Genomic DNA, 20,798 nt, shown 5'->3' with positions numbered 1-20,798 from the left:
GCCGGTGGTGATTCAGTGGAACTCGCGCTGCACGCCAGCGAACGGTTCCGCCCGGTAGTGCCCGATATGAAACAGCAGGTTTTCGGTGATCACCTTGCGCAGCTCCGAGGGCATCACGATCTGCGAGATCGAGCCCAGGCTCAGCGCCTCGTTGGGATTCATCAATTCGGCTTCGTAGCGCGCCGCGAGCCGCGCTTCGCTCTCCTTGACCCATGCATCGACCCGCTGTTTGGCCAGCTCCGCAGCTTGCGCCTCGGAGGCGGCGGCACCGCGCAGCTTCTTCTGCTCATCCGCGACACGCGTCTGGCGCGCACCGCGGATCGCGCGCAACTCGTCCTTGTAGACGAACTCCATGCCGGCCGGTCCCATCACCGCGGCGCGCGTGGTCGGCAATGCGATCACGAAGTCCGCACCGGTGGGGTAATTGTTGTAGGACGCGTAGGCGCCGCCGAACGCATTGCGCAGAATCACCAGGAAGCGCGGCGTGCGCAGGTCGATGATCGCATCGAGCATCGCACGCCCGGCGTGCACGATACCGCCGGCCTCCTGCTCGCGACCGGGCAGGAAGCCGGTCGTGTCTTCCATGAACACCACCGGGATATTGTAGAGATTGCAGAAGCGGATAAAGCGCGCGTTCTTGAATGCCGCCGCGATATCGATCTGCCCCGAGGCAACCGCGCTGTTGTTGGCCACGAAGCCGACAACCTGTCCACCCATGCGGCCGAACGCGGTGAGGGTGTTGCGTGCGCGATCGGCCTGCACTTCCATGAAATCGCCGTGATCGCAGATCTGCTGGATGATGATGCTGACGTCGAACGGCGTGTTGAAGCCGGTCGGCGAATTGAATGCTTTTTTCAGCAGGATATCGACGTCCCAGGTCTTGCGATCGATCGGATCCGAGGTGGGCTGGTAGCGCGCCAGCTCGGCATTATTGTTGGGAATATAGTTGAGGATCTCGCGCACTTTGCGCAGCGCACTGACTTCATCCTCGACCACGAAATCGGTGACCCCGGACTGCGAATGTACATCCGGCCCGCCGAGTTCCTCCGGAGTCACGTCTTCGCCAAGCACCGACTTCACCACGCCCGGCCCGGTAAGACCGAAAAAGGTCCCGCGTGGCTGGATCACGAAACTGCCCTGGCGTGGCAGGTAGGAGCCGCCGCCGGCATTGAAACCGAACATGCACATGATGCTCGGAACCACGCCGCTGATCTTGCGCAGCGCGGTAAAGGCCTCGGCGTACCCGTCCAGCCCACCCACTCCGGCAGGCACGTAGGCGCCGGCGCTGTCATTGAGCCCCACCAGCGGGATGCGGCGCTTGCCCGCCAGCTCGAACAGCCGCGCAAGCTTGCGCCCATTGGTGGCATCCATCGAGCCTGCGCGCACCGTGAAATCGTGCCCGTAGATGGCAACATCGCGGCCATTGACCTTGATCAGCGCGGTCACCAGCGAGGCCCCGTCGAGATTCTCGCCCCAGTTCTGGAAAAGAACCGTGGGCTCGCCATCGGCCAGCACCTTGATTCGCTCCCAGATCGTCATCCGCTCCTTGTGGTGCTGACGCTGGATGTTGACCACCCCGGCAGCCAGCCGCGGCCGCTGCTGCAGCGCATAGCCAGCCGCGAGGGCCTGCTCGTACAGACCGGGCTGGTAGCCAATCTGCCCCGGCACCATGAACTCCACATCCGTTGTTTCGCCAAACGGATTGTCGAGTGAAAAATCGGCTACGCTACGCTCGCTCATCTGGGGCGGGTCCTCGTTTCGAATTTCGCGTCGTCTACCGGCTTCGCCGGTCCGGAACAATGGCACACCGCGTTGCAGATTGCCAAGCAAAAGGCAATTCCCGCCGTGCCAATGGATGTCCTGCAGACAGCTTGGGAGTGCGCCCTCGAGCAGGCGGTCCACGAACAGAAAAACCGCGACACATTAATAAGTTAGGCTTATGATATCAAGAGATATGGGATCATGTATGCCGGTACCTCCGACCAGGGTTGGATGCAGTTCGCGCCGGCCGGGCCCGAGTTGCGATACCGCGGGAACGCAATGCTTGTCCACCCCCTGCCTTACCTGAGCGACAGCTGCGAGTATTTCGCGCGTCTGCGGCATCTGCCGGGCGCGGTCTTTCTCGACAGCGCGCGCCCCCATTGCAGCGCCGGTCGCTTCGACCTGATGGCGGCAAGCCCGCTGTGCGAGTTGCGCACGCGCGGCTTGCTCACGCATATCGCTAGCGCCTGCGGCGTCGAAGCAAGCGCGCGCGACCCTTTCGAACTGCTCGATGCCGCACTCGACACCTATCTGCCGCGCCGACGGCCGCTCGTCGGCGAGTGGCCGTTCAGCGGTGGCGCGATAGGTTTTTTCGGTTACGAACTCGGCCGGCGCATGGCCCGCCTGCCGGTAGCGGATGAACCCGGGTTCACGCCGCAGATGCAGATCGGCATCTATCCATGGGCACTGATGCAGGATCACGACCGGGGCCAGTGCGCGCTGATTTTCAGCGACTCGATCGGGGCCGGGCAACGCCAGGAACTGATCGGCCTGAGCAGTGTGCCAGCGGTGGAGGAAAGCACGGCATTTCGCCTCGAGTCGAACTTCGATTCGAACCTCGATCGCGAGGCCTATGCGCGCGCCTTTGCGCAAATCCAGCGCTACATCCTCGATGGCGACTGCTACCAGGTCAACCTTGCGCAGCGGCTCACGGCACGCTGCAGCGGTGATCCCTGGCATGCCTACCGCAGGCTGCGCGCACGCATGGCGTCGCCGTTCTCCGCATTCATGACCGCCGGGGAGGCCACGGTCCTCAGCTTCTCGCCCGAACGCTTTCTCCACATCAGGGACGGACGTGTCGAGACGCGCCCGATCAAGGGCACCATGCGCCGCGCCACCCGCTCCGATGCCGACCAACACCAGGTGGAACGTCTGCTGGCTTCCGCGAAGGATCGCGCCGAGAACATCATGATCGTCGACCTGATGCGCAACGATCTGGGCAGGACCTGCCGCACCGGCAGTGTGCGGGTGGAGAAGCTCTGCGGACTGGAAAGCTATGCCAATGTGCACCACCTGGTCAGCGTGGTAACCGGGCAGATCGCACCGGGGCGCACCCCGCTCGAGGTGCTCGCGAACTGTTTTCCCGGCGGCTCGATCACCGGCGCTCCGAAAATCCGCGCGATGCAGATCATCGATGAACTCGAACCCGATGCCCGCAGCGTCTACTGCGGCTCGATCGGTTACGTGTCCGCGAGCGGCACCATGGACACCAGCATCGCGATCCGCACCCTGGTGCACGCGGCGGGGCATATCCACAGTTGGGGCGGCGGCGGCATCGTCGCCGACTCGGACTGCGAAACCGAATACCGCGAGTCACTGCTCAAGATAGAGCCTCTGCTGAACGGCTTGCTCGAATGTGCCGTGCAGCCCGCACTCAGAGATCGCGCAGGCTCGCTCGCCTGAATTCCTCGCGCAGCAGATCGTAACCCTCGACCGCCGGGAATTGCGGAAATTCGGCGATCACATTGGCCGGCGCATTGAACAGGATGCCCGCATCCGCCTCGCTCAGCATGGTGATGTCGTTGTAGGAATCGCCGGCCGCTATGACCCGGAAATTCAGCGATTTGATCGCCTTGACCGAATGGCGCTTGGGATCCTTCTGGCGCAGCACATAGTCCGTGACCCGCCCGCTTTCATCAACCTCGAGGCGGTGGCAGAACAGCGCCGGCCAGCCGAGCTGGCGCATCAGCGGCGCGGAAAACTGGTAGTAGGTATCCGAGAGGATCAGCACCTGGAAGCGCTCGCGCAGCCAGTCGAGGAATTCAAGCGCTCCGGGCAACGGCTCCATGGTGTCGATCACCGCCTGGATATCGGGCAGGCGCAAGCCATGCTCGTCGAGCAAGCGCAGGCGCTGCTTCATCAGCACGTCGTAATCGGGAATATCGCGGGTCGTGGCGCGCAATTCGCTGATGCCGGTGCGCTCGGCGAATTCGATCCATATTTCCGGAATCAGCACTCCTTCAAGGTCGAGACAGGCTATCTCCACTGGGTTCTCCACTGTGTGAATAAATCTGCCCGCAGGCAGATACCCAAGAATTCCGTCGTGCACGACTGGCGCCGCGCGCACTGCCGGGCCAATCAATAAACCGGAAGTTCGAAACCCGCAAACAGGTTTTCGACCTCCGCATTGCTGTGCCGATGCCAGGCTTCGTCGACCACGCTACGGGTGAGGTGCGGAGCAAACAACTCGATGAACTCGTACATGTAGCCGCGCAGGAACGTGCCGCGGCGAAAACCGATCTTGGTCACGCTCGGACGGAACAGCTTGCTGGCATCGAGCGCTACCAGATCGCGGTCCAGCGTCTCGTCAACCGCCATGTGCGCGATGATCCCGATGCCGAGACCGAGGCGCACATAGGTCTTGATCACATCGGCGTCGGTGGCGGTGAATACCACGCGCGGCGTGAGCCCCCGCGAGTGGAATGCCTCGTCGAGGCGCGAGCGGCCGGTGAACCCGAATACATAGGTGACCAGCGGGTACTTCGCGACCTCCTCGATGCTCAGCGTCCCGAGCGCGGCGAGTGGATGTCCGCGTGGCACGATCACGCAGCGGTTCCATTCATAACAGGGCATCATCACCAGGTCGGAAAACAACTCCAGAGCTTCGGTGGCAATCGCAAAATCCACGGTGCCGTCAGCGGCCATTTCCGAGATCTGGACCGGCGTACCCTGGTGCATATGCAGCGACACCTCGGGGTAGCGCTCCATGAACGCCTTGATGGTCGGGGGCAAGGCATAACGCGCCTGCGTGTGGGTGGTCGCGATCGAGAGCGTGCCCTTGTGGTCGTTACGAAACTCCTGCGCGACTTTCTTTATCGACTCGACCGTGCGCAGGATCTCGCCCGCCTTCGCGAGAATGATCTCGCCGGCCGGCGTGACCCGTGTCAGATGCTTGCCGCTACGCTCGAAGATCTCGACGCCGAGTTCATCCTCGAGCAGGCGGACCTGCTTGCTGATCCCGGGCTGCGAGGTGAACAGGCCCTGCGCGGTGGCGGAGACATTGAGGTCGTGGCGCGCGACCTCCCAGATATAGCGGAGTTGCTGGAGCTTCATGCAGTCAACGCTCGTTCGGTTGCCACGGCCGGGGTGGCGCGCAGATCATCCAGCGTGCCCTGCAGCGCTGCGGATTCGGCGTTGGCGGAGATCCAGCCGCTCTCCCCGGTCGCGCGGGCCATATCCTGGTAGTCCTGATAGCCGCCCAAACCCGGATTCAGTGCAAAACGCATTGGACAGTACTCCCGTAAGTACTCCCGCTGTTCATGAAAACCGGCTTGCAATCAACTGCCCGCGCAGCGTTGTCTGGCGCACCGCAACCGGCAATCAGTCCTCGCTCGCAGCGATATGGTTGACGGCGAGATAAGCAAACGTCATGGCCGGACCCAGCGTACAGCCGGCGCCGGGATACTTGGTGCCCATGATCGAGGCGGAACTGTTACCGATGGCATAGAGTCCCCGGATGACATTACCCGCCTGGTCCAGCACCTGCGCATTGGTATTGGTCACCAAGCCACCCTTGGTGCCGATATCCCCGGGATAAATTCTCGCGCCATAAAAGGGCGGCTCATCGATCGCGGCCAGGCAGGGATTGGGGGTTACCGATGGATCGCCGTAATAGCGATCGTGATCGTTGTCGCCACGGTGAAACTCCTCGTCACTACCCTGCTGTGCATAACCCTTCATGCGTGCGGCCGAGGCCTCCAGCCCCGCCGGATCGATATCGAGCTTCAGCGCCAGTTCCCGCAGCGTGTCGGCCTTCACCATCAGTCCGCGCTGGAACAACCGGCGATGCACCCAGTCCGGCGTATACGAGCGCTGCAGCAGGGGACCGAACATGTAATTCTTGCGGTAGCGACTGTCGAAGATGGCGAAGGCGGGAATGCAGTCATGGCCCTGGCTGCGAGCGCCGTAGAACTCCTCCCCGTAACTGTTGTAGGTGATGGCCTCGTTCATGAACCGCTTGCCAGCCTGGTCGACCAGTATCAATCCCGGTTTGGATTTTTCCGAAAACAGCACAAAATTCTGTTCGAAGCCATCCACCTTGAATACCGGCGCCCACCAGGCTTCATCCATCAGTTTCACTGCGGCGCCCAGATCCATCGCCTGGCGAATCAGGTCGCCAGTGTTGTGCGGATTGCCAGCGCTCCACTGTGCGCTGGTGGGTTGCGGCAGGTACTGTTCGCGCATGGCCTGATTGGCTTCGAACCCACCGGCGGCGATCACCACGCCGGAGCGGGCCAGGACACGCACGGCTTGCTGCCCGTCGCGCTCCACCATCAATCCCGTGACGCGATCGCCCTCGCGAATCAGTTCCTTCACCGGCGCATTGAGCCACAGGGGCACGCCGCGCTCGCGCAGCGCCATCCACAGGCCACCTATCAGCGCATTGCCCTGGGTGAGTCGCCGGTCCCTGGCGCCGCGCAGTCGCCCCGGAATATCCAGGAAATACTTCAGGAATATCCTGGCGAGAATTTTTTTCCAGCCCGGAACGGTCGCCAGAATCGCCGACCCCTCGACAATACTCATCGCCACCATGCCCATGGCCTTGGACTGGCGCGGCGTCTCCACCATATCGTAAAGCGACTTTCCCATGGGGCGGCCATCTATCGGCAATGCATCCAGTGCGCGCCCACCCGACTTCCAGCCCGGCAAATCCGGGTAGTAATCGGCGTATCCCTCAACCGCGATGAATTGCACGGGGGACGCCTCGGCCAGGAAACGGAGCATTTGCGGCGCGTTATCGATGTAGGTGTGGATCTGCTGATCACTGATCTGATCGTCGATCAGGGTACGCAGGTATTCGAACGCCTCTTCGCGGGAATCGGTGGTACCCACTGCTGCCATGAGATCATTGTTGGGAATCCACAGGCTCGCTCCTGATTTGGCCGACGTGCCGCCAAATTGGGCTCCTTTCTCCAGCACCAATACCGACTTCCCCAGGCAAGCGGCGCGCAGTGCAGCAAACAACCCACCTGCACCGGTGCCGACCACTACCACATCGTAGGTTTCTTCCCGAACCATCATGCCTCCCTTAACGTGCGTCCCGTGCGTGCCAATGTATGCGCACTCCACTGTTCAACCCCGTTGCGCCGCGCTGAGCCTGCGCCCGGGGGCGCCAATTGACGCCCTGATTGAGGTTGATGTCAATATCAATTTTAGCTGCTCCACGATGCGGAGCGGCACAATCATGCCCCGGTCTCTCTGATCAAATTCCATATCCGGCCGGGTGAAGCCGGTGTCTCCCGCACCTTGACATCGAGGGGGGCAACGCATCGTTGATGGCGCGGATGACAGTTGCCCGGCAGTTCCGTGACCTACCGCATCCCGGTCGGACCATAACAGGGCTACCCGGCCCCCTCCCATGATCAGCACTCCAGCGAACACGTAGCCACGCTGGCGGGCTGCCGGCTTGAGTCGAAAAAGCCCATCGGCGCGACAAGCGTGGACGGTTGTGGCCGCGCGCGAAACACCATGAAAGGAGCGGGGAGAGCGTCGAAAATGTACCCGGTTTCAGCTTACTGTTGCTGTGTCAGGGGGGTCAGCCGATGGATGCCATGGATGCTGCCGTCTGGATTCAGCGATAAGTATGTTTCACCCCGACGGTAGATCGGGGCGCAGATTTCTTTGCCCTGCCGTGAGGGCAAGCCAGACAATATGGTGGTGCAGCGCTCGTCGTTCGCGACACGCCAGCGACCCCCAACCTCTCCCGTGCCGGAAGTATTGGTCCAGCGATTGGTGAATCGGCCATCGGCATACCAGTAGTTCACTGCAGAAGTGCCTGCCGTATCCTGCACCTGCGCGTCATCACGCACGTCTGCAAAAGCGCGAACGATTGCATCGCTGCCAAGTCGCTCCGCCCCGGCAACGGATTCCTCCGCCAGGGCATGAAATTGAGATAGCAATGCGGTGAGCAATATGCCGGACATCGAGCGCGACGTGTGTTTTTTCATTACAGGGGACTCGCCCCCCATGCTCTTTACCAGGTATCGCCAGATCTCCTTTACATGGACAGTCAAACACATGGATTCACCACGCTGCGAGCGAGGGCAGTGAAGCTCTCTCCGCCCCCGGGACGGAGAGAGCAAGTGAAGCGATGGAATGAACGCAAGGGGCTCCAGCGAACCCCTTGCGCGCTCACCAACTGTAATCGACAGCCACGCCATAGGTACGCGGCGTAGGCCAGCTGGCATCGATGAAACCGCCGAAGTCGATCGCAGGCTGGCGGTCGTCGAAATCGGTGAGATTACGTCCGAAGATCGAGACCTGCGCCTCCCCGGCGCAACAACCCATAGGAATGCCGGACAGCAGCAATCGCGCGTTGAGCATGGGCGCATCGGGTATTTCAACGAGGTCGGCCAGGTACTGGCCGCCCGCATTGGGGGCGTCCAGCGACTTGTTGGCCGCGTAGAGGTAGTTGGAGGAGATGAACGTGTAATCCACTATCAGGCGCAGTTCACCGATCTCTGTCTGAGCCAGCCGACCGTCGAGGTTCAGGTTCAGCGTATGCTCGGGCGCGTAGGGCGCGACCCGGTTGCTGCCGGTGTCGATCAGCGCGGCCGAGGAGTTGGTGAAGTAATTACCGCTCACGGGGTCGAAGTCGATCGGGTTGTCCATGAATTCGCCAAACTCGGCGTCGAGGTAACCATAGCCGAACTGCACGGTCCATCCATCGCTGACCAGAAACGTGCCCTCCAGTTCGATGCCCTGGTAGGTCGCCTCACCCGCGTTGGTAACAAAGGAGGAGGAACCGGTACCTCCCGGTATCAGCTGAGTGGTTTGAAAATCGGTGATCTCGTTGCGGAACACCGCTGCGGAAACTTTGGCGCGGTTGTCGAACAGTGAAGCCTTGATGCCGGCCTCGTAGGTCCATGCCTCCTCGGGATCGAAGGGCATCAGCAAGCTTACCGGATCGGTCAGTTCCGAGCTGAAGCCACCACTCTTGAAGCCCTTGGCCGCGCGTGCATAAAGGCTCAGGTCATCGGTCAGCGCGTACCGCAGTGCGAATACCGGCGTGTCGCTATTCCACTGCGCCTTGTAACCCGAGACATTTATCACGAACGCACCCGTTCGCGGACCATTGAAGCCGTCTGTGTTGAAGCGGCGCGTGTAGCCGCTCTTCTCCTCCTCGGTCTGACGGAAACCCACGGTCGCGGTGAGCTTGTCCGTGAGCTCGTAATCGAACTGCATGAACCAGGCACTCGCCTTGGTATCCGCACCGTAATCGTCACGCGCCGTACTGCCGAAAAAGTCCTGCGGTCCCCACGTATCACCTTCGTCCTCGTAGTAGTAGTAGCCGAGCACATAATTCAGGCGGTCAATGTCGCCCACCCACTGGATCTCGTGCGATGTGGTCGAGATGTTCGTGTGGCGCTGGAAGTACAGGTTCGGGCCAAAGGGCACCGTGGTGAAGCTGATGGGCGCGCCGTCGATGTCATTGCCGTCGTCGAAGTCCACCTCGCGGTAGGCACCGATGTACTTGATCTGGTTGTGCTCATTGACGTCATAGGCGAGCGTCAGCGCATGCCCATCGATGTCACTTTTGTTGAACAACGGCCGGTCCGGGTTGGTCGCGATGGAGTTGGGGAAATCGGACTCGATGAATGACGCAAAACCCTGGTAGAACGGCGACGAACCCTGCCAGCCGACCAAGGACGCGGCCGTGATGGCCGGCGACGTGTTGTCCGCCTCGGAGTGGTCATAGGCGTAATTGGCCTGAAGTTTGTCGGTGATGTCCAGCTTCGCGGCGAAGCGGTAGGCCTCTTCGTCCAACTCGCCCAAGTCTTCGACACCGGGAGTATCGTTTTCGATGATTTCGTCACGGTCTACCTTGCGGTAACTGAAGCTGGTACTCAGCATGCCCATCTGCGGCAGATCGACGTTCCCGCGCGCAACGGTGTTGTTGAAGCGGCCGTACTCCAGACCCACCGAGCCGCTCAGTTCGCCCGAGGGCTTGCGGGTGATGAAGTTGATCGCGCCGCCCTCGGTATTGCGGCCAAACAGCGTGCCCTGCGGGCCGCGCAGCACCTCGATACGCTCCAGATCGACGATGCCGAACACGCTGCCCTGGGACTTGCTCAAATATACGCCATCGAGGTACATGCCTATCGGAGGGTCCATCCAGATCGCCGGTTGGCCGGCCGTGCTGCCGCGGATGCTGACGATGGAGATCAGGCTGCTGGAAGGGGACTCGCGGAAGGTGACGTTGGGAGCGATCCCGTTGATGGTTGCGATTCCGTCGATGCCTCGGGTCCGCAGTGCCTCTCCGCCTATGGCCGTCATGGAAATAGGCACGTCCTGGATATCCTGTTCGCGCTTCTGCGCCGTGACCACCATTTCCTCGAGGCCGGCTTTCTGGGCTACAGCGCCCTCTGCCATCATCAGCGCGGCCGCACCGGCAACGATCAAACTCAGAGTCTTGCGGTTCAATTCAAGTTGGCTCATTTTGATTATTCCTCCAGGGTTACGGTATTTCACTCAATCAAGCTTGGTGTCTCGACCGGTCATCCCTGTGCAATGAATGATCATTGCACAATACCTGCAGCTTCCACATACGCGAATTTGACGAGCACCAATACGCAGGATAAGTCACCCGCAATGACCGTAAACAGAGCATGACGGTCCAGATTCAGGGGTCTATGCGTTCGCGCGCAGAGGCGATTCGGCGTCAGCAGATCTCCCCCCGTCTGGCATGGCTACCAGCACGCTCGATGCATCCGGCTCGAGTCGTATCGCGGGGCCCGCACCGGCAACCAACACGACCTTGTCTTTCAAGAGCATCCTGTTATCCCGTCAGGTGCGAAAGAGCCACGTACCGCCAGATCAGCAAACCAATAATCGCCGTTTATTTCATTCAGCTACTTGCCGTAACGAACCTGAACATGCCGCCGACGCTCCCGCAGTGTTGACTGGCGGTCCTCGGCGCTCGCTTCACGATATCCCGGAATGGCTGTCCGCAGAGCTTCCCTTTTCAACAGGCGAGCCTCGGGCCACAGCGATTTATCGATGACTCCGTTGACCCCGTCATAGCGCAGAAGAAACACTCCCCGCTTTCCACCTTCCGCATCCAGCCAGTTCGGGTAGCCCGGGTCGGTTGCGGAAATGACGTAGTAGGTATTACCGTCAGCTGCCACGATACTCTGGGCGTCATTCAGACTGGTGATGCAGTCGGCGTACTCGAGCGAGGCGAACCACATGTCTGCCAGCTGTATCGCCTGGTAGCGCGCACTGGTCGGGGGCATTTTCAGCAGCAGCACCTCGTCTTCCTGCAGGTTGTGCACACCGTGGGCCATCCACCGCCCCTCGGCTCCGCCCACGGTCTCGGTATCGATAAGGCTGGACACCTGGTTCAGGGGCTGCTCGGCCACATAGCGCTGCTGCACAAACCCGGGCCAGACGAGCGTTGAAAGCCTCACCGCGTCTCCCGTGTTCCTGATACGCCGGGCGACATCCTCGGAGTTGGCCACGGGCTTGGGTTGGCTCGTATTCTCCAGACGGTCGATGTGGATACGCCCCGGTGCTGCATCCGTCCATTCCTTGTAGATCTGCCTGACGACCACTGTATCCGTGGCCGAATTCATGGCCAGCCAGTTCTTGCCGGTTCGCTCCGCTGACAACACCACCTCGAAGTTGCCTTCAGCATCAGTCACCAATTCCCGGGACGGCAGGTAGTCACCGGCTTGCCCTTTGCCAGCCCAAGGCTGTCCCTCGTAGAGCTGCAGCTCGACCGCATGGGCGCTGCCGACATTTCCCCAAACGCGGTAGCGCTCACCGCCCTTGAGGCGGGCAAACAGATATCGCTGATCGGGATTATCGCCGCCCTCGCGCACCCAGTCGTCAAGTACCCGAAAGAACGGGTAGTCGGGGTCCTGCAGGAACTGCTCTTCAAGCGATCGTCGCAACATGCGCATCAGGTGGGCGTAGGCGCCCGGCGCATCTTCCGCGTAGGCGGGAAATTGCCGCAGTTGGCGTTCGGCTTCCCTGATCTGACGGACCAGGTGCTCGGTCGCGCTCGAGAGTTCGTCGGCCTGAACCGAAAAAACGGACAACACGCTGAACAGCATCAGTGCGGCGCTAACAGGACCATGCTTCATGTTTCGATTCCTTCCTTCGGGTGTCGGGTGGAGCTCATCGTACGGCGATCAGGTGTTCGCCCGCCAGCGCATTCAGCGGTTCGCGATGCCATGCGGCACATGTCCGGTGGGCACGTGTTCACTGGCGGAATCACAATGCAGGCGCTGGTCGTCGAAAAACACATCGGCGCCATAGGCGCGCAGGAATTCCGACTTGTTGAGACCACCGAGAAACAGCGACTCGTCGATACGGATCCCCCAGGCGCGAAGCGTACGCACCACGCGCTCGTGCGCGGGAGCCGAACGCGCCGTGACCAGTGCGGTACGGATCGGGCACTGATCCTGCGGGAACTCGTGCTGCAGCTGCTGCAAAGCCGAGAGGAAGGCCTTGAACGGACCCCCGCTGAGCGGCTGCTTCGCGGCCTGCTGTTCACTGCGGGTGAACGCTTCCAGCCCCTGGCTCTTGTAGATCTGCTCGGCTTCATCGGAAAACAGCACTGCGTCGCCGTCGAAGGCGAAACGCAGCTGCTCTACCGATTCGCTGCTGGCGCGCGAGGGCAGAAAGGTCGCCGCGGCCACTCCCTGCTCGAGGGCCTGGCGTACGTCCTCGGCCTCGGTCGACAGGAACAGGTGGCAGCCGAAAGCACCGACATAGCGATAAGGGCTCTGGCCGGCGCAGAACGCCGCGCGCGTGATCGCCAGCCCGTAATGCTGGATGCTGTTGAACACGCGCAAACCGGTATCGGCACTGTTGCGTGACAGCAGGATCACCTCGACCCGCGCCTCACCCTTCAGACGTGCGTTCAGGCCGAGCAGTTTCTGCACCAGCAGAAATGCATCGCCCGGAGCGAGCACCTGGTCCTCGTGTTCAATCTGGTAGCGCTGGTAAGCCTCGAGGCCGTCGCGCTCGAATACCTCGTGACTCTGGTCGAGATCGAACAGGGCGCGCGAGGAGATGGCGATGACGAGCTTGTTTCCGAGTTCCGCTGGCATGCGCTGGTCCGTATGAGTCGAGGGCATTGTAACCATGTGCGCCGGGGAGCGCAGCGCTCAGCCAGCAGCCCCGGGCGCGATTTCGCGCATGGCCTCGGCGCGCTGGGCGAACAGGCCGAATATGCCGCCGGTATGCACGAACACGATATCCTCGGCCTCGCACAAACGCCCGGCGCGAATCTCCTCGAGCATGCCGTGAAAGGCCTTTCCGGTATAGACGGGGTCGAGCACCAATCCCTCCAGCCGGGCCGCCTGGGCGATGGTGGCAAACACCGCGGCGTCAGCCCGGGCGTATCCCGCGCCGATATAGTCATCGAGCACACGGATGCGCAGCCTGTCGAGTTCGATCGCCACCCGATATCGGCGCTTCCAGTCCGCGAGATCGCAATTCACCTTGTTGTGGAACCATGCCGCATCGTCGCAGACCGCAATACCAAGGACTTCACAGCGTTGCGCATAAAGATGCAGGCCTGCGCTCAGGCCCGCCTGGGTTCCGCCGGAACCGGTTGCGACCACCACATGACGCGGCTCGATTCCGGCACTCGCGAAATCCATCGCCAGCTCGGCGCTCGCCGCGACATAGCCCCAGACTCCGATTTCATCGCTGGCCCCGGTGGGAATCACGAACGGCCGCCGCCCTGCGGTGCGCAGGCGTGCGGCAAGTTCCCGCAACAGGCTGTCGCGTTCGCTCAGGTAGCGGGCCGCGGGATAACAATGGACCTGTGCCCCGGCCAGGTGGTCGAGGAACAGGTTACCATCGGGCGTGCCCTGCGCTTCGCCGCGCAATACCAGGTGCACCTGCAGCCCGAGCCGCGCTCCGAGCAGCGCCGTGGCACGACAGTGGTTCGATTGCAGTCCGCCGCAGCTGATCAGCGTGTCCGCGCCCTCTGCGAGCGCCTGCGCCAGCGTGAACTCGAGTTTGCGCACCTTGTTGCCGCTGACGGCGCAATCGCTGAGATCGTCCCGCTTGACCCAGATCCGCGGCCCGCCGCCCAGCGCGCGCAAACGATCGAGAGGCTGCAGCGGAGTGGGCAGCCGTGCCAGCGACAAACGCGGTGGATAGCGCAGCGAAACAGCTGGCTGTGGTGGTATTGCCGTCGGCATTTCGTGCATTGAACCTTTCCAGCCGCCCGCTCAGCCGAACACTTCGTGCTCCTCGGCGATGAAAGTGCGCGAACGCTCCAGATCGATAAAACGCTTCTCGTCGGCGAGTAGCGTCGCGGCGGCAGCCGCTCCCCGGGGTGATATCAGCGCAGCCTGCAGACTCTCGATGCTCTCGAACCAGAGTTCGGTAATTCCGTCATACCCGGCTTGCATCCCGCGCGATGTCGCGAGCACGGAGTTGATCTCGGAGTCGAGCGTATGGCTCTGTACATAGCGCACGGTACCCAGGGCTTCGGCGAGCGAGCGCACGAGCGGGCCGTGCTCATGCAGCCAGGTGTGCAGGAACAGTTCGCGACCAAGCGCTGCGTGGCGCGTCACACAATAGACCAGCTTGATCATGCCCCTGGCTCCCCGCAACAAACCGCTACTTTTTCTCGCCCGCCGCGCCAACGCCCTTCAGCGTGCCCTTTGGCAGCACGTTCTGCACGGCCCATTTCTGCAGCTTGAGCTCGACGTTATCGGCCACCTTGAGCACCACGAAATCCTGCTCGATAGACGTGATGCGTCCCAGGATGCCACTCGCGGTCGCGACTTCATCCTTGACCGCGAGACTCGTGACCATCTGCTGATGCTCCTTCTGACGCTTGCGCTGGGGACGGATCGCGATGAAGTAGAACAGCGCGAATATGCCGATCATGAAGGCAAAGGAAATCAGCGGGTCACTGCCGGGTGGTGAACCGGCGGCCTGGGCATGTGCCTGTGAAACAAAAAACATGAACACTCCTTAAATCAAAACGTTAACAGATATATCTAATGTAAATTCATCTTCAGGAACAGACCTCGAGGGCGCCGTGCGGCGACTCTAGCGGCTTTGATCCCCGCCTACAACTCCCACTCGAAATCCATGCTGAGCGGGGCATGATCGGAAAAACGTTGCTCGCGGTAGACCGACTCCCCCCTGATCCGCTCCCGCAGGCCCGGAGTCACCGCCATATAGTCGAGGCGCCATCCCACGTTGTTCTCGCGCGCGCGTCCCCGGTTGGACCACCAGGTGTACTGATCCGCATGCGGATTGACCACCCGGAACGCATCGACGTAGCCCACCGCTCCAAACAACTCGTCGAGCCAGGCACGCTCCTCGGGCAGAAAGCCCGAGTTCTTCTGGTTGCCGCGCCAGTTCTTCAGGTCGATCTCGCGATGGCAGATATTCCAGTCCGCGCACAAGATGAACTCGCGGCGTTTGCGACGCAAGGCCTTCAGATGCGGCATCAACTTGTCCATCAACTCGATCTTGCGCGCCTGGCGCTCTTCACCCGAACTGCCCGAGGGCATGTAGAGCGACACCACGCTGATACCGGCGAAATCGACTTGAAGCCAGCGCCCTTCGCTGTCGATCGGCTCCCAACCCAGGCCGCGAACGACCGTCTGCGGCTCGCGGCGCGTATAGACCGCGGTTCCGGCATAACCGGGGCGCTCGGCATCGAAGTAGTAGCAGTGATAGCCGTCCGGAAAGAAATGCCCGTCGTTCAACTGATCGATCCGCGCCCGCGTTTCCTGCACGCACACCACGTCGGCCTGCTGCGCCCCGAGCCAGACAAAAAAGCCCTTGCTGGCGGCCGAGCGGATGCCGTTGGCATTGAAGGTAATGACTCTCATGGGGCTCCCTGGTCCTGGTTGCCAACGCCCGGTGCGCCGCGCGGCATCAGGGTGAAGGTTCCGCTGGTGGTGTATTGCAATTCTCCGTCGACCCGAATATCCGCCTCGGCCACCACGATACGCTTGCCGAGGTACACGACACGCCCCAGCGCGCACAACACCCCCGCGCGCGCACCGCGCAGGTAGCGACAGCTCATCTCCACCGTGATTGCCATCTGCTGCGGCACCACGCGCACATGGATCGCGGCACTCAGCGCCACATCGCCGAGGCTGGCGTACACCCCGCCATGCACGATGCCCGCGCTGTTCAGCAGCTCGGCACGGATCGGCAGGCGCACTTCCAGTGCGTTATCCGCGGTGCGCAGGAACTGCATGCCGAGATAATCGTTGAACGGACTCTTTATCGGCACATCGATCATCAGGCGCGGTTCGCCGCTGTCCCGGAAGTCCATCAGGCGGCATCCCAGTCGAGGATGATCTTCCCCGATTGCCCGGAACTCATGATTTCGAAACCCTGCTGGAAGTCCGCCAGCGGCAACCGGTGGGTGATGACCGGCTCGAGATCCAGCCCGGATTGCACCAGGCCCGCCATGCGATACCAGGTTTCGAACATCTCGCGACCGTAGACGCCCTTGACCGTCAGCCCCTTGAAGATGATCTTGTTCCAGTCGAGGCTCATTTCCGCCGGTGGAATCCCCAGCACCGCGACCCGTCCGCCATGATTCATGGCATCGAGCAGCGCCGCAAACGCGCTCGGCGCACCGGACATCTCGAGGCCCACATCGAAGCCCTCCGTCATCCCCAGTTCCTGCATCACGCCCTCGAGCGCGCGCTCGCCGACATTGACCGCCAGCGTGGCTCCCATGCGCCGCGCCAGTTCGAGCCGGTACTCGTTCACATCGGTAATGACGATATGGCGCGCACCGCAGTGGCGCGCCACCGCAACCGCCATGATGCCGATCGGACCGGCGCCGGTGATCAGCACGTCTTCAGCCACCAGGTTGAACGACAGCGCGGTATGTACCGCGTTGCCGAAAGGATCGAATATCGCGGCGAGATCATCACTGATGCCCTCGCCAAGATGAAACGCGTTGAACGCCGGTATCACCAGGTACTCGGCAAAACACCCGGGCCGGTTGACCCCTACCCCGACCGTGTTGCGGCACAGGTGGCGCCGTCCGGCGCGGCAGTTGCGACAGTAGCCGCAGGTGATATGCCCCTCGCCGGTGACCCGGTCGCCGATGCGAAAGCCGCTGACCTCCTGGCCGATCTCGACGATTTCGCCCGCATACTCGTGGCCGATCACCAGCGGCACGCGGATGGTGTCCCGCGACCATTTGTCCCAGTGGAAAATATGCGTGTCGGTACCACAGATCGCAGTCTTGCGAATGCGGATCTTGACATCGTTGTGGCCTATCCCGGGTTCCGGCACATCGGTCAGCCAGATGCCGGGTTCCGGTTTGAGCTTGGCGAGTGCTTTCACCTGCTGCCTCCCTCGTCGGGTCGGCCGATGCCGCCTGTCGTGCCGGAAAAAACCGGTTTGCGTTGCCCGGGCGACATCAGATATTGCCGATCACATCGTCTGCGAAGCGCTTCATTGCATCGATCTTCTGGTGCAGCGATGCCTTGATGCCGGCACCGTAGAACACACCGGGCATGGTCGATGTCACGGTGACACCCATATCGCGCATCGCACGGAACCCGTCCGCGCCCCAGGCATCGCTGCAGCCGAAGGAGAGTATCTCGAACGGCTTTGCCGCGAGCCCGGCCTCGGCCCGGAAGTTGCGCACCCGGGCGATCAGCTGCTCGAGCTCGGCCAGTGAATGCAGGTCGGCAATCCAGCCGTCATGGCGCGCCGCGCGGCGCATTGCCGGCGCCGAAAAGCCGCCGACATAGATCGGGATGTGTCCGGGCGCGGGAGGGCGCATCTTCAGCGGCGCAAAATCGTAGAACTCGCCATGATGTTCCACCCACTCGCCGCTCCACAGCTTGCGCATCACCTCGATCATCTCGTCGGCGCGGCGCCCGCGCTGCGCAAACGCCTGCCCGCCCGCGGCGAATTCCTCCGGCATCCAGCCCATCCCGACACCAAGCGCCATGCGATTGTTGCTGAGCTGCGCGGCGCTCGAAAGCATCTTGGCAACGTGAAAGGGATTGCGTGCCGGCAGCACGTAAACGCTGGTATAAAACCACAGCGAACGGGTGGCGCCCGCCATTGCCATCGCAGTGAGCCATGGGTCCGGGAACGGATCGTCCTCGTCGAAACGTGGCACCCCGTCCTCGGTATACGGGTACGGAACAGACAAGGTCCGCGGGTAGACCAGGTGGTCGGGCAAGGTAACCGCCGCAAAGCCGTTGGCTTCGGCGGCTATCGCCAGCGGCACGTAATCGCTGGCTTCGGTGAACGCCAGGCTGACGCCGAATTGCATGGTTCCCTGCTCCTGTCCAGATGGTTGTTGCTGCGAAGAGCGCCCGGAATTCCCGGCTAGATCACGCCCAAAGACTTGCCGACACCGGCAAATGCAGCCACCGCACGTTCAATTTGCCCCGGGGTATGTGCCGCCGATAACTGGGCGCGGATCCGTGCCGCGCCTTCGGGTACCACCGGAAACGAAAACCCCACCACGTAGATGCCTTTGCCGAGCAGTTGCTCCGCCATTGTCGCCGCCAGCCGCGCATCGCCGATCATGACCGGGACGATCGGGTGACCGGCACCGCCAAGCCGGAAGCCCGCCGCCGCCATCGAACCGCGGAACAGCGTGCTGTTGGCCCGCAGCCGCTCACGCAATTCGCCACCCTGCTCCAGCATATCGAGCACCCGGATCGAGGCATTCACGATCGGCGGCGCCAGCGAGTTCGAGAACAGGTAGGGCCGGCTGCGCTGGCGCAGCAGCTCGATGATCTCCCGACGACCCGAAGTATACCCTCCGGAGGCACCACCCAGGGCCTTGCCCAGGGTGCCGGTGATGATGTCGACGCGCTCGATCACCCCGCAATGTTCATGCGTGCCGCGACCCCGCGCGCCGATCACGCCCACCGCATGCGAGTCATCGACCATCACCTGCGCCCGGTACCGGTCCGCCAGCGCACAGATCGCATCGAGGCGCGCGATGATGCCATCCATCGAGAATACGCCATCGGTGGCGATCAGCTTGAAGCGCGCGCCATCGGCATCGGCCTGGCGCAACTGCCGCTCGAGCTCGTCGAGATCGTTGCTCGCGTAGCGGTAGCGTCTTGCCTTGCACAGGCGGATCCCGTCGATGATGCTGGCATGGTTCAACGCATCCGAGATCACCGCATCCTGCTCGCCGAGCAGGGCCTCGAACAAACCGCCATTGGCATCGAAACAGGAGGAGTACAGGATCGTGTCCTCGGTACCGAGAAACGCGCTCAGCCGCTCCTCGAGTTCACGATGTCGGGTCTGGGTACCGCAGATGAAGCGCACCGAGGCCATGCCGAAGCCGAAGCGTTCGAGTCCTTCGCGCGCCGCATCGAGCAGCGCGGGATGGTTGGCCAGGCCAAGATAATTGTTGGCGCAGAAATTCAGCAGTTCGGGACCCGAACCCACGCGGATCGTTGCGTCCTGCGCGGTGGACAGCAGCCGCTCCTGCTTGCGCAGCCCGTCACGCTCGATGGCGGCGAGTTCCCCTGCCAGGTGCGCGAGAAACTCGCGGCTCATCGATCGGCACCATAGGTGCGACGTGCCTCGTCGGCGATGATCGCGATGCCGCGTGCCACCACGGCATCGTCCTGCGCATAGCTGACGCGCAGGCACTCGTCGCGGTGGGTCCATTCGCCCTCCAGCCCGGGAAAGAAATCCTGTCCTGGGACGACCAGTACGCCACGCTGCTTCAGGCGCTCGTACAGCGCCTGGCTGCCACCCGGCAAAGCCTCGAACCACAACCAGAGGAACATCGCGCCCTCGGGCTTGTGGATGCGACAGGGCAGATCACCGAGTGCCGCGCGGAATCCATCCAGCGTTCGCGCTGCCTTGTCGCGGTAGAAAGGACGAATCAGCTCGCGGCTCAGGCGCAGCATCTCGCCGTCGCGCAACAGATCCGTTGCCAGCGCCGGACCGGTGCTGCCACAGGCCAGGCTGAGTATGGTGTTGGCGCGGGTGAAGGCCTCGATGATTTCCTCGCGTGCCACGATGATCCCGGTGCGCAGGCCCGGTAAACCGAGCTTCGAAAGGCTGAGCACCACCACGGTATTGTCGTTCCAGTGCGGTGTGGCCTCACTGAAGATCATCTGCGGAAACGGCGCGCCATAGGCACCGTCGATGATCAGCGGGATGCCCTGGCGGCGTGCCAGCGCGTCGAGCTGGCGGACTTCCTCGTCACTCAGCACGTTGCCGGTCGGGTTGGTGGGACGCGATACGCAGATCGCGCCCGCGCTTGCATCGAGACTCAGGCGTACGAAATCCACCCGGTACTTGAACAATTTGTCGGGCAGCAGCTCGATTGCCGGGCGTTGCGCATGAAACAGGCCCTCACTCAGGCCGATCTCCCGGTAACCAATGTACTCGGGAACCAGCGGCAGCTGGATATGCTTGTGGCGTCCGTCGGCGAAGCGCCCCGCAAACAGGTTGAACAACACAAAAAATGCCGACTGGCTGCCGTTTGATACCGCGATGTTGCGCGGCCCGAGATCCCATCCGTACTCGGCGCGCAGGGTGTTGGCGAGTGCCTCCCGGAACGCCACATCGCCCTGCGGCATCTGGTAGATGCCGAGCACCTCGTGCGCCCGGCGCTCGTCCCCGAGGATGGCCTGCAGTCGCGACCGGTAGATGGCCTCGACTCCCGGCACGCGACCCGGGTTGCCGCCACCCATGAACACCATGTCGGGGCGCGACTGCAACGCCTCGCCGAGGTCCTGCATCAGCTCCACGATGCCCGACTTGCCGCAAAAGCGTTGTCCGAACGCGGACCATTCCATGCA

General features: G+C 62.3%; 19 protein-coding genes. 1 reads left to right on the top strand and 18 read right to left on the bottom strand.

Annotated features, from left to right (window positions below; all coding sequences use genetic code 11):
* Positions 1 to 12 precede the first annotated feature (12 nt).
* Positions 13 to 1,740 carry an acetyl-CoA carboxylase carboxyltransferase subunit gene (locus tag IPF49_01020; GenBank protein MBK6286225.1) on the bottom strand — a complete coding sequence of 576 codons (1,728 nt, stop codon included), beginning with the start codon at positions 1,738 to 1,740 and terminating at the stop codon, positions 13 to 15.
* Positions 1,741 to 2,040: 300 nt separating this feature from the next.
* On the opposite strand from IPF49_01020, the gene pabB reads away from it, so the two are divergent.
* Positions 2,041 to 3,444, top strand: a complete 1,404-nt coding sequence (pabB, locus tag IPF49_01015) for an aminodeoxychorismate synthase component I (GenBank protein ID MBK6286224.1) — start codon at positions 2,041 to 2,043, stop codon at positions 3,442 to 3,444.
* Here the strand turns inward: pabB and thrH are convergent.
* From thrH to IPF49_00930, 17 genes are all read right to left on the bottom strand, one after another.
* Positions 3,416 to 4,027: a bifunctional phosphoserine phosphatase/homoserine phosphotransferase ThrH gene (gene thrH, locus IPF49_01010; GenBank protein ID MBK6286223.1), complete on the bottom strand. Its 612-nt coding sequence runs from the start codon at positions 4,025 to 4,027 to the stop codon at positions 3,416 to 3,418. The genes pabB and thrH overlap by 29 nt on opposite strands.
* 92 nt (positions 4,028 to 4,119) lie before the next feature.
* Positions 4,120 to 5,094 (bottom strand): HTH-type transcriptional regulator CysB, encoded by a 975-nt coding sequence (gene cysB, locus IPF49_01005; GenBank protein ID MBK6286222.1) that lies wholly within the window; start codon positions 5,092 to 5,094, stop codon positions 4,120 to 4,122.
* Positions 5,091 to 5,267, bottom strand: coding sequence for a hypothetical protein (locus tag IPF49_01000; protein ID MBK6286221.1), 177 nt, complete (start codon positions 5,265 to 5,267; stop codon positions 5,091 to 5,093). The genes cysB and IPF49_01000 overlap by 4 nt, the downstream gene beginning before the upstream one ends.
* Positions 5,268 to 5,361: 94 nt before the next feature.
* Complete coding sequence (locus tag IPF49_00995) at positions 5,362 to 7,062, bottom strand: FAD-dependent oxidoreductase (GenBank protein MBK6286220.1); 1,701 nt, start codon at positions 7,060 to 7,062, stop codon at positions 5,362 to 5,364.
* Between the two features lie 491 nt (positions 7,063 to 7,553).
* The gene (locus tag IPF49_00990) at positions 7,554 to 7,988 is read right to left on the bottom strand and encodes a hypothetical protein (GenBank protein MBK6286219.1); all 435 of its coding nucleotides are present in this window, start codon (positions 7,986 to 7,988) and stop codon (positions 7,554 to 7,556) included.
* A gap of 184 nt (positions 7,989 to 8,172) precedes the next feature.
* Positions 8,173 to 10,479, bottom strand: a complete 2,307-nt coding sequence (locus IPF49_00985; protein ID MBK6286218.1) for a TonB-dependent receptor — start codon at positions 10,477 to 10,479, stop codon at positions 8,173 to 8,175.
* A gap of 413 nt (positions 10,480 to 10,892) precedes the next feature.
* Positions 10,893 to 12,098 carry a hypothetical protein gene (locus tag IPF49_00980; protein ID MBK6286217.1) on the bottom strand — a complete coding sequence of 402 codons (1,206 nt, stop codon included), beginning with the start codon at positions 12,096 to 12,098 and terminating at the stop codon, positions 10,893 to 10,895.
* A gap of 102 nt (positions 12,099 to 12,200) precedes the next feature.
* Positions 12,201 to 13,100: a 5'-nucleotidase gene (locus IPF49_00975; protein MBK6286216.1), complete on the bottom strand. Its 900-nt coding sequence runs from the start codon at positions 13,098 to 13,100 to the stop codon at positions 12,201 to 12,203.
* 57 nt (positions 13,101 to 13,157) lie between these two features.
* Entirely contained in the window at positions 13,158 to 14,204 is a 1,047-nt protein-coding gene (locus IPF49_00970; GenBank protein MBK6286215.1) for a D-cysteine desulfhydrase family protein, read from the bottom strand.
* Between the two features lie 30 nt (positions 14,205 to 14,234).
* Positions 14,235 to 14,603: an EthD domain-containing protein gene (locus tag IPF49_00965; protein ID MBK6286214.1), complete on the bottom strand. Its 369-nt coding sequence runs from the start codon at positions 14,601 to 14,603 to the stop codon at positions 14,235 to 14,237.
* Between the two features lie 25 nt (positions 14,604 to 14,628).
* Positions 14,629 to 14,979 (bottom strand): preprotein translocase subunit YajC, encoded by a 351-nt coding sequence (gene yajC / locus IPF49_00960; GenBank protein MBK6286213.1) that lies wholly within the window; start codon positions 14,977 to 14,979, stop codon positions 14,629 to 14,631.
* A 107-nt stretch (positions 14,980 to 15,086) separates the two neighbouring features.
* Complete coding sequence (xth, locus tag IPF49_00955; protein MBK6286212.1) at positions 15,087 to 15,860, bottom strand: exodeoxyribonuclease III; 774 nt, start codon at positions 15,858 to 15,860, stop codon at positions 15,087 to 15,089.
* The gene (locus IPF49_00950) at positions 15,857 to 16,312 is read right to left on the bottom strand and encodes a PaaI family thioesterase (protein ID MBK6286211.1); all 456 of its coding nucleotides are present in this window, start codon (positions 16,310 to 16,312) and stop codon (positions 15,857 to 15,859) included. Before IPF49_00950 ends, xth begins: the two co-directional genes overlap by 4 nt.
* The gene (gene tdh, locus IPF49_00945) at positions 16,312 to 17,343 is read right to left on the bottom strand and encodes an L-threonine 3-dehydrogenase (protein MBK6286210.1); all 1,032 of its coding nucleotides are present in this window, start codon (positions 17,341 to 17,343) and stop codon (positions 16,312 to 16,314) included. The genes IPF49_00950 and tdh overlap by 1 nt, the downstream gene beginning before the upstream one ends.
* A 76-nt stretch (positions 17,344 to 17,419) precedes the next feature.
* Complete coding sequence (locus IPF49_00940) at positions 17,420 to 18,289, bottom strand: TIGR03619 family F420-dependent LLM class oxidoreductase (GenBank protein ID MBK6286209.1); 870 nt, start codon at positions 18,287 to 18,289, stop codon at positions 17,420 to 17,422.
* Between the two features lie 56 nt (positions 18,290 to 18,345).
* Positions 18,346 to 19,539: a glycine C-acetyltransferase gene (locus IPF49_00935; GenBank protein ID MBK6286208.1), complete on the bottom strand. Its 1,194-nt coding sequence runs from the start codon at positions 19,537 to 19,539 to the stop codon at positions 18,346 to 18,348.
* Positions 19,536 to 20,795 (bottom strand): valine--pyruvate transaminase, encoded by a 1,260-nt coding sequence (locus IPF49_00930; protein ID MBK6286207.1) that lies wholly within the window; start codon positions 20,793 to 20,795, stop codon positions 19,536 to 19,538. Before IPF49_00930 ends, IPF49_00935 begins: the two co-directional genes overlap by 4 nt.
* Positions 20,796 to 20,798: the final 3 nt, after the last annotated feature.

It is taken from the genome of Gammaproteobacteria bacterium, from assembly GCA_016705365.1.
GTDB lineage: Bacteria > Pseudomonadota > Gammaproteobacteria > Pseudomonadales > UBA5518 > UBA5518.
This window is presented reverse-complemented; position numbering and strand designations above follow the sequence as displayed.

Bases quoted from the DNA above. Each gene is read 5' to 3' on its own strand.
- IPF49_01020 (MBK6286225.1), bottom strand. From the start codon at position 1,740: ATGAGCGAGCGTAGCGTAGCCGATTTTTCACTCGACAATCCGTTTGGC.
- pabB (MBK6286224.1), top strand. From the start codon at position 2,041: ATGCTTGTCCACCCCCTGCCTTACCTGAGCGACAGCTGCGAGTATTTC.
- cysB (MBK6286222.1), bottom strand. From the start codon at position 5,094: ATGAAGCTCCAGCAACTCCGCTATATCTGGGAGGTCGCGCGCCACGAC.
- IPF49_01000 (MBK6286221.1), bottom strand. From the start codon at position 5,267: ATGCGTTTTGCACTGAATCCGGGTTTGGGCGGCTATCAGGACTACCAG.
- IPF49_00995 (MBK6286220.1), bottom strand. From the start codon at position 7,062: ATGATGGTTCGGGAAGAAACCTACGATGTGGTAGTGGTCGGCACCGGT.
- IPF49_00990 (MBK6286219.1), bottom strand. From the start codon at position 7,988: ATGAAAAAACACACGTCGCGCTCGATGTCCGGCATATTGCTCACCGCA.
- IPF49_00985 (MBK6286218.1), bottom strand. From the start codon at position 10,479: ATGAGCCAACTTGAATTGAACCGCAAGACTCTGAGTTTGATCGTTGCC.
- IPF49_00980 (MBK6286217.1), bottom strand. From the start codon at position 12,098: ATGCTGTTCAGCGTGTTGTCCGTTTTTTCGGTTCAGGCCGACGAACTC.
- IPF49_00975 (MBK6286216.1), bottom strand. From the start codon at position 13,100: ATGCCAGCGGAACTCGGAAACAAGCTCGTCATCGCCATCTCCTCGCGC.
- IPF49_00970 (MBK6286215.1), bottom strand. From the start codon at position 14,204: ATGCCGACGGCAATACCACCACAGCCAGCTGTTTCGCTGCGCTATCCA.
- IPF49_00965 (MBK6286214.1), bottom strand. From the start codon at position 14,603: ATGATCAAGCTGGTCTATTGTGTGACGCGCCACGCAGCGCTTGGTCGC.
- yajC (MBK6286213.1), bottom strand. From the start codon at position 14,979: ATGTTTTTTGTTTCACAGGCACATGCCCAGGCCGCCGGTTCACCACCC.
- xth (MBK6286212.1), bottom strand. From the start codon at position 15,860: ATGAGAGTCATTACCTTCAATGCCAACGGCATCCGCTCGGCCGCCAGC.
- IPF49_00950 (MBK6286211.1), bottom strand. From the start codon at position 16,312: ATGGACTTCCGGGACAGCGGCGAACCGCGCCTGATGATCGATGTGCCG.
- IPF49_00940 (MBK6286209.1), bottom strand. From the start codon at position 18,289: ATGCAATTCGGCGTCAGCCTGGCGTTCACCGAAGCCAGCGATTACGTG.
- IPF49_00935 (MBK6286208.1), bottom strand. From the start codon at position 19,539: ATGAGCCGCGAGTTTCTCGCGCACCTGGCAGGGGAACTCGCCGCCATC.
- IPF49_00930 (MBK6286207.1), bottom strand. From the start codon at position 20,795: ATGGAATGGTCCGCGTTCGGACAACGCTTTTGCGGCAAGTCGGGCATC.